This window comes from Paraburkholderia sp. RL18-085-BIA-A (assembly GCF_046027075.1).
Taxonomy (GTDB): Bacteria; Pseudomonadota; Gammaproteobacteria; order Burkholderiales; family Burkholderiaceae; genus Paraburkholderia.
On sequence record NZ_JARESU010000098.1, the window covers coordinates 23,185 to 31,688 of the forward strand.

At 61.7% G+C, this 8,504-nt stretch carries 6 protein-coding genes; all 6 read right to left on the minus strand.

Annotated elements, in window-relative coordinates; all coding sequences use genetic code 11:
- Window positions 1–300: 300 nt before the first annotated feature.
- Window positions 301–1,389, minus strand: coding sequence for a hypothetical protein (locus P0D89_RS38080; protein ID WP_408367933.1), 1,089 nt, complete (start codon window positions 1,387–1,389; stop codon window positions 301–303).
- A gap of 589 nt (window positions 1,390–1,978) precedes the next feature.
- The gene (locus P0D89_RS38085; RefSeq protein WP_408367931.1) at window positions 1,979–2,119 is read right to left on the minus strand and encodes a hypothetical protein; all 141 of its coding nucleotides are present in this window, start codon (window positions 2,117–2,119) and stop codon (window positions 1,979–1,981) included.
- 276 nt (window positions 2,120–2,395) lie between these two features.
- Window positions 2,396–5,509: an efflux RND transporter permease subunit gene (locus tag P0D89_RS38090; protein ID WP_408367929.1), complete on the minus strand. Its 3,114-nt coding sequence runs from the start codon at window positions 5,507–5,509 to the stop codon at window positions 2,396–2,398.
- Window positions 5,506–6,717, minus strand: coding sequence for an efflux RND transporter periplasmic adaptor subunit (locus tag P0D89_RS38095; protein WP_408367927.1), 1,212 nt, complete (start codon window positions 6,715–6,717; stop codon window positions 5,506–5,508). Before P0D89_RS38095 ends, P0D89_RS38090 begins: the two co-directional genes overlap by 4 nt.
- Entirely contained in the window at window positions 6,714–8,195 is a 1,482-nt protein-coding gene (locus P0D89_RS38100; protein WP_408367925.1) for an efflux transporter outer membrane subunit, read from the minus strand. Before P0D89_RS38100 ends, P0D89_RS38095 begins: the two co-directional genes overlap by 4 nt.
- A 151-nt stretch (window positions 8,196–8,346) precedes the next feature.
- Window positions 8,347–8,504: transposase (locus tag P0D89_RS38105; RefSeq protein ID WP_408378106.1), on the minus strand; the 158-nt coding region annotated here is incomplete at its 5' end.

An 8,504-nucleotide genomic window follows, 5' to 3' on the forward strand; every position in this document is an offset into this window, starting at 1 on the left:
CGGAATTCGCCGAAGCTGCTTTGCACACGAGCCCCACCCCGGCTCACGCCATGGAAGGTGTTTCCCTTAGCCCGCTGAACACCCGCAACGATCTGATTGCGAAAGCGAATCGCTTTGCTGAAATACATCTACCGATATTGCAGGCGCTGGGAATCGCTTGAGCAAGAGATACGGTCGGCAAGCGGATGGCGCTACCTCCATGACCGCGTCCGCCCCAGGGGACAACCGCGCGTTCGGGCAACGCAATCGCCGCGGAATTGCTTACGGCGATCACGCCATCCGGCAATCAACGCGCGGCCGTTACTGCTGGTCATCTGCCGGTACAAAGGCCATGCCGTGCGGACTAACCAAATTGGTCACCAAAGGAAGAAGTGCTCCGCTACGCAAATCAAGTTGGCCGACATATGCCGGCACCGCCGGCGTGCTACTCGTAGCGGCCACGCCCGTTGATGCGGAGAACGCCGCGTCGCGCTGCCAGACATTGGCACTAATCTTGTACACCATGTTAGCCTTCGTATCGGACACGAGCAGGTAGCCCCGTCGCGCAGTGGCGAATACCGTGTCGTCAACCTGCACGTTGCCGAGAAGCGGCAGATATTGCACTCGCGGTTCATCGCCCGACGAGCGCAACAGTACAAGCTGACCATCTCCCTGATCATCGAGCAGTACATCACCCGACGGCGTCAGCGTCATCGAATCCGGATCAGTCAGGTTGAGGGCGGCCACGGTGCCAAACGGTATGTTGCTGGCGTCCAATGTGCCACGCATTACCGGAGTGACGTCGATCGTGTAGGTGCTTGCATCTAGATGCACAACGCGGACAATCGCGGGCCCCGCACTCTTGCCACTAGCATTAAGAGTGGGATTGGACGCACTGAAGTAGGCCTGGCCGTCCTTGAACACGATGTCATCGTAACCGCCGCCGTGCAGCGTCTTGCCAAAGGAATACGGTTTGGATGCGTGGCCGGTCGCGGGATTGATGATGACGAGGTTTGGGTTCGCATCCTCATTCTGCATCGCCCAGATCTCGCGAGTGTACGGATTGACCTTCAGGCCATCGTTGTGTCCCGCGACTTGATAAGTCTTCACGACACTGCCGTCTTGCGAATATTCAACAATCACGCTCATCGCACCGTTCGAGCCATCGGGTGCGCCGTTGTTTGCATAGCCGACCCAAACGTGACCATCAAGCACGGCCAGTGAGTCCGGTGCGCTAATCAACCCGCCGGAACCCGCCGCGAACACAGCCAAGCTAAAACCCGAAGTGACTATCGGCTTCGCCGAGGTTTGAGCGTCGGCACTGCCGGCCGCGAAACAGAAGGCGGTGAACGCGAGCGCGGTGCGACAAAAAATGCGGCTCATTGCGTAAACAGATCGAATGCTCGGCATGTTCGTCTCCTGAAACATGTATGCGGGGTGGGAAGGCAGGGGCACCGACATTTGCGAGGTAGCCGGTAATGAAACTTAATAGATAGAAACATGCGCGCGTGACTGAACGGTGACGGCGCGTAAAACGATGCCCGATCGCTTGTCTTTTGCTGGCATAACCATCGCCCATGACGCAACGCGCTGGCCAGGGCAGGTATCACGCACGCGCAGCTTGCGTCAGATCGCATGCTCTCAGCTTGCTGTCGATGGCCAAGTTGAACATTGCAAGATCGTCGGTTCTTGCTGCCAGTTGCAAAAGAATCCTGATTACTCAACTCTCTTTGAGTTTCAGTGGCAACTTATACCTTGGCAGATAGGAGGGAGTGAGAAACCTTATGCCAGCCTTAAGAAAAGGACACCTTTACGGCAAGCAGATCTATCCTGTCAACGCTCTCTTTTCGACTTTCTTAACTCTCCTTAAGAGACCCTTAAGATGACGGAAATTTTGAAAGAATATACTGCTCAAGCACTCCGAATCGAGGCCGATAGACAGAACGCAGTACAAACGTTTTTTCTATCGGGAGATTGGGATGTCCATTCAGGCAATCGGTCAAAGCACCGCGCAAGCGTCGCCCTCAACAGCCGCGCCGGCCTCGAGTTCGGCGGCGAGCACGCCGGCCTCGAGCACGAGCGCTTCTTCGGCTACGGGGTCGAGCACCGGTACGTCCGCTTCGTCGTACACGGTCAACATCAGCAGCGCCGCACGTGCCTTGTTGGCCGAAGCAAGCGAGACGTCGGTTCAAACTTCACAAGAAGCAGGAAAAGGCGATCAGCAAGCGCAACGCCTGCTCGCCAAGGAGGCCGCAGCCAAAGTGCATTAACGCACTCAGGACGTTCAGGCTGAAGATATCGACCGCCGCGCCGGATTGGCAGCGGTCCAACAGAATTGAATGCGTGGCGGGATGACACGCTGAGCATGGAAGAGCGCGCCAGCAGTCGAGCACCGGCAGTTACGCGCCGACCGCGCTCAACCTACCGATTCGCGCTCGAACATATCGCCTTTCGCGCGCCGTTTCGCCAGCCAATGCGACAGACGGTCGAACCACAGGTGCACCACCGGCGTCGTGAAGAGGGTCAGCATTTGCGAAAGGATCAGGCCGCCGACAATCGCGATTCCGAGCGGGACGCGCAACTCCGCGCCCGCGCCATGACCGAGCGCGAGCGGCAGCGCGCCGAACAGCGCGGCGAGCGTCGTCATCATGATCGGCCGAAAGCGCAGTACGCACGCCTGACGGATCGCCTCGCGCGGCGATAAGCCTTGCTCACGCTCGGCCACAAGCGCGAAGTCGATCATCATGATGGCATTTTTCTTGACGATACCTATCAGCAGGATGATGCCGATCATCCCCATGATCGAGAGATCCTGGCCGCACAGCATCAACGCAAGCAATGCCCCCACCCCCGCCGAGGGCAGCGTCGAAATGATGGTGAACGGGTGAATCGCGCTCTCGTACAGGATGCCGAGAATCAGATACACCACGACGAGCGCCGCCGCGATCAGATACGGTTCGCTCGAAAGCGAGGCCTGAAACGCCTGCGCTGTGCCCTGGAACGACCCCGTCAAGCTGTCGGGTTTGCCTGCCGCGATTTCGGCCTGGTGAATCGCCGTCACGGCATTGCCGAGCGATTGCCCCGGTGCCAGGTTGAACGAGATCGTCACAGCCGGGAACAACCCCTGGTGATTCACCGAAATCGGCGACACGTTGTTTTCGATCTTTGCGAGCGTATTGAGCGGCACCAGTTCATTGGTCAGCGGCGAACGAACGTAGAGGTGCGCGAGCGCGTCGGTGGTCAACTGAAAGCCCGGATCGACTTCCTCGACGACGTGGTACTGATTCAGCTGCGTGAACAGTGTTGCGATCTGCCGTTGGCCGAACGCGTCGTAGAGCGTGTCGTCGATGGCTTGCGCGGTAATGCCGAAGCGCGAGGCCGTACTGCGGTCGATCACGAGCGTCGCGCTGGTAGCGGCCGCTTGCTGGTCGGAGGTGACGTCCGCCAGTTGCGGCAACTTCGACAGCGTGTCGGTCAGCACACCCGCCCAATGATTCAGTTCGTTGATATCAGGGTCTTGCAGCGTGTACTGATACTGCGCGGCGCTGATACGGCCACCTACCTGAATATCCTGGCGCACCTGCATCGACAATGAAATGCCCATCACCTTCGCCAACTGCGGCTTCAGGCGATTGAGCACCTGCGCGGCGCTGTCCTTGCGCTGACCGAACGCCTTCAGGTTGATCATCACGCGGCCCTGGCTCACGGTCGGATTCGCACCCATCCAGTAGTAGACGTTATCGACGGCGGGATCGGCTTCGATGATATTGCCCAGTTGCTGCATTTTCAAAGACATCGCTCGCGGGGAAATATCCGGCGCGGCCTGCGCGACACCCATGATCAAACCGGAGTCTTCCTGCGGGAAGAAACCCTTCGGAATCGCGACGAACAGCGCGAGCGTCGCGACGATCGTCGCGATCGTCACGCCAAGCATCAGTTTCGGCCAATTCAACACCCAATCGAGACCACGCTCGTAACGCCGCTCGACCGCGACAAAGCGTCTTTCGAGCCAAGCCTCAAGCTTGCGCATGTGCCCTGTGTCATCCGGCTCAGGCAGACGGATCAGCCAGCCGCATAGCATCGGCGTGACGGTCAGCGAGACCAGCGCCGACATCAGGATCGCCGCGCTCACCGTCACCGCGAACTCGCGGAACAGGCGTCCGACAATGCCACCCATCAACAGGATCGGAATGAACACCGCGATCAGCGAGATCGTCATCGAGATAATGGTGAAGCGCACTTCCATCGCGCCGAGCAGCGCGGCTTTCATGCGTGGCACGCCTTCTTCGACATGCCGCATCACGTTCTCGATCACGACAATCGCATCGTCCACCACGAAGCCCACCGCGATGGTCAACCCCATTAGCGACAGATTGTCGAGGCTATAGCCGAGCAGATACATCACGCCGAACGTAGCGACCAGCGACAACGGAATCGTCAGGCTCGGAATGATCGTCGCCCACACGTTGCGCAGAAACGAGAAGATGACCATGACGACTAGCGCGACCGTCAGCATCAGCGTGAACTGCACGTCGTGCACCGACGCATTGATGGTTTGCGTACGATCGCCCACGACATGCAGATGCGCGGCGGCGGGCAGCATCGCTTCCAGCGCAGGCAGCTTCGCCTTGATGTTGGTAATCGTCTGCACGACGTTGTAGCCAGGCTGCTTGTGAATATCGAGGATGATCGCGCGTTCGTGCTGAAGCCATGCGGCCTGCTGGTTGTCTTCGGCGGCGTTCAGAACGGTACCGAGATCGGATATGCGAATCGGTGCGCCGTTCTTGTACGCGACCACCAGATCGCGATACGCCGAGGCAGTCGTGATCTGGTCGGTCGCGTTGAAAATCACCGAACGATCCGGGCCGTTCAGGCTGCCCTTCGGCGCATTCACCGTCTGCACGCCGACGATCGAGCGCACGTCCTCCAGCGTGAGGCCGCGCGCGGTGAGTTTGTCCGGATCGAGTTGGATACGCACGGCAGGCCGCTGCTGGCCGTGGAAATCGACAAGACCCACGCCGGGCAACTGCGAGATCTGCTGCGCCAGATAGTCTTCGGCGTAGCTGTCGAGTTGCGTTAGCGTGAGTGATGGCGACGTCAGCGCGAGTGACAGCAGGGTGAAGTCGGCCGGGTTGACCTTTTCATAGGTCGGCGGGTTCGGCAGATTCTTCGGCAGAGTGCCGCCGGCCGCGTTGATCGCCGTCTGCACATCCTGCGCCGCGCCATTGATATCGCGTGACAGATCGAACTGCACGGCGATGTTGGTGGTCCCCAGCGAACTCGACGACGTCATCTGCGTGATGCCCGCAATTAACGAGAGTTGTCGCTCGAGCGGCGTCGCTACCGATGTCGCCATGGTCTCGGCACTCGCACCCGGCAACTTCGCCACCACCTGGATGGTCGGGAAATCGACTTGCGGCAAGGGCGCGACCGGCAGCATGAAATACGCGACCGCGCCCGCCAGCAGCACCGCGATGCCAAGAAAACTGGTCGCAATGCGCCGCTTGATGAACAGTTCCATCAGGCTCATAACGGATTGTCCTGGTTAGCCTGACTGCCCGCCGAGTTTGCGTTAGCCGGTGCCTGGGCGACCGTCGGCACCGTGGTCGCCGCCACGCGCAAGCCCGGGTTCAAGCGGCTTTGTCCATCGAACACGACCAGATCCCCTGGTGCGATGCCACCGCGTATCTCCGTCATTCCGTCGACCGTCACGCCGGTTTGCACCGGACGCATCTGCGCCGTGCCACTCGCGTTGATCACGTAAAGCTGCGTGCCGTTCTGCGTGTTCACCACCGCGCGGCTCGGCACGGCGAGCCGTTGCGTATCGGTACGCAACAGCACGCGTGCATTCACCAGCTCGCCCGGCCACAGCTTGCGGTCCTTGTTGGTGAACGAGGCCTTGAGTTTGATCTGACCGGTGGTGGGATCGACCGTACTATCGATGAACACGAGCGTGCCGTCGGCGAGCGCTGTACTGCCGGAGCGCGTGGTGACGTTCACCGCCAAAGGCGCAGCCGCCTGATTCGTGAGCAGATCGGGGAGCACGTCTTGCGGCACGGAGAACAGCACGGTGATCGGCTCCATCTGCGTGACGGTGACGATGCCGGTCGCGTCGGTAGGATGCACGATCGCGCCGAGGTCGGCCTCGCGCGCGCCCACACGGCCGGTGAACGGTGCGAAGAGCGTGGTGAAGCTCAGTTGCAGGCGATCGCTCTGCACCAGCGCCGCGTCTGCCGCGACAGTGGCGGCGAGCGCTTCGACCTGCGCCTTCGCGGTATCCACGGCCTGGGTGGTCGCCGCGCCGATGCCGACCAGTTTCGAGTAACGCGCGAGATCGAGCCTCGCGTTATCGAGCGAGGCCTGATCCTTGCGTTGCGCCGCTTCCGCTTGATGCAATTGCGCGGTGAGCGGGCCCTGGTCGAGTTGGGCGAGCAGCTGGCCTGCCTTCACATCCTGCCCTTCCGTGAAGGCCACGCGCTGTAACTGGCCATCCACACGCACCTTGACGTCCACGGCATTGAGCGCCTGCACCGTACCCACTGCGGCCACGCGAATTGGAAAGTCGCTGTTCACTGGATGGCCGGCGTTGACCGGTACCGCGGCCGCCGGCTTCACGGCTGGATGCCGTGGCCATAGCCACGCGACAAGAATCACGACAAGAAGAACAAACGACACCACTTGCGGCGCGCGACGGCGCGCGCCGGGTGCCTCATGGTTCGGAAGGTCGGCAGGTTTCATGAGCGGGAAGGCGTAGAAGTGGAAGCGGTGCCGCTATCGGTCACGCCGAAGCCGCCGCCGAACGCGCGAAACAGGCTCACCGAAGCTTGCAGGCGCGCGAGCCGCGCCTGCACCAGCGTGTCTTCGGCTTGAAAGAGCGTGCGTTGGGCGTCGAGTACGGTCAGAAAGTCGACGGTGCCGAGCTTGTATTGGGCTTGCGCGAGCGTGGCGGCTTTGCGGGCGGCGTCGGCGGCAGTCTGGTCGGCGGCTTCAGCGAGCTGCTGCTGTTGCGCCGCCGAGAGCGAATCCTCGACGTCCTGCAGCGCAGTCACGACGGCCTGTCGGTAGTCGGCGACACCTTTTGCTTCGGCGGCCTGGCTTGCGTGCAACTGACCACGCAGCGCGCCGCCGTCGAACAGCGGCGCGGCCAGCGACGTGGCGAGGCTGGCAAACGGACTCGACAGGAAATGCGAAAGCGACTTGCTGCTGAGCCCGCCGTCGGCGGTCAGCACGATGTTCGGCAGGAAGGCCGCGCGCGCCGCGCCAACGCTCTCATTGGCCGACTGCAGCTGTGCTTCCTTCGAGCGGATATCGGGGCGCGTCTCCAACAGGCTGGCCGGCAGATTCGGACCCGGTTGCGGAATGGCGATGCCGGCGAGCGCGGTGTCGTTGACCGTGAACTGCTCGGGCGCGGCGCCCACCAGCACGGCGAGCGCATGGATGTTGGTGTCCAGTTGTTGCTGCAACGCCGGCACCGCCGCCTGGAAGGTGGCGAGCGCATTGCGTTGCTGCTGGACCTGCAGCTCGGTCGCGACGCCCGCCTCCTGCTGCGCGAGCAACAATTGCAGAATGTGCGCGGCATCGTCGGAAATGGACCGTGCGATCGCCAGACGGCGGCGCAGGCTCTGCACCTGGAAATACGTGTCCGCCACCGATGCGGTCAGCGTCAACGCCACCGTATCGCGATCGAACTCAGACGCGCGCGCGAGCAGGTCGGCCGCGCTGGCATTGGCGGCGTTAAAGCCCCAGAAGTCGACCTCGTAACTGGCTTCGGCGAACAGGCTCTGGGTCTTGGTGGTCGAACCACGCCCCTGGTGACTGCGGTCGAAGGTTGCGCCGAGCGACAGCGTCGGATACTGCGGCGCGCCGGCTTTCTCGGCGTTGCCGCGCGCCTGTTCGACGCTCGCAATCGCCGACGCCAGCGTAAAGTTGTTGCGCAGACTGCGATCGACCAGCGCATCCAGCGCGGGGTCGTGATATTCGCGCCACCAGCCGCTCCTGACGGGGACCGTATCGGCGAGCGGCGCGCCCGTCGCGCCGTCGAAGCCTGCCGCAAGCGGCGCGCCCGGCCGTTGATAGGCCGGCACGAGCGAGCAGCCGGCCAGCATCGCGACGCCAAGCGCGTACAGCGCGGCGCACACGGCAGCGCGCATCGTCGGATAGCGCGCCCGAGGACTGACGACACGCGCGAACGGCGCCGGATGGGACAGCCCTGACATTGGAGAACGCTCCGGCAACATGGGAAGGTCGCCAGATTAGTCAGCGGGTCCTGTCGGCGCTTTCGCCCAATAATGAAAAAATTTTAATGCGCCGCAAAGCGCCGTTGCAGCGCGCGTCCACGAGGCCGTCCATGTCGCGGCAAAGCCCCTGCTAAGAAGCGTTAACAGAATGACTTTTCAACTGTCGCCAGCATATGATGCAGCAAGCGATTGTTAGGAAAGCCTCGTGGATGAAAGCGAGACGCTCGAAGCGGATGCGCAGTCGACGGAAGTTGTGAAGCCAGGAGATGGTTCGCTCTACGACCCAGT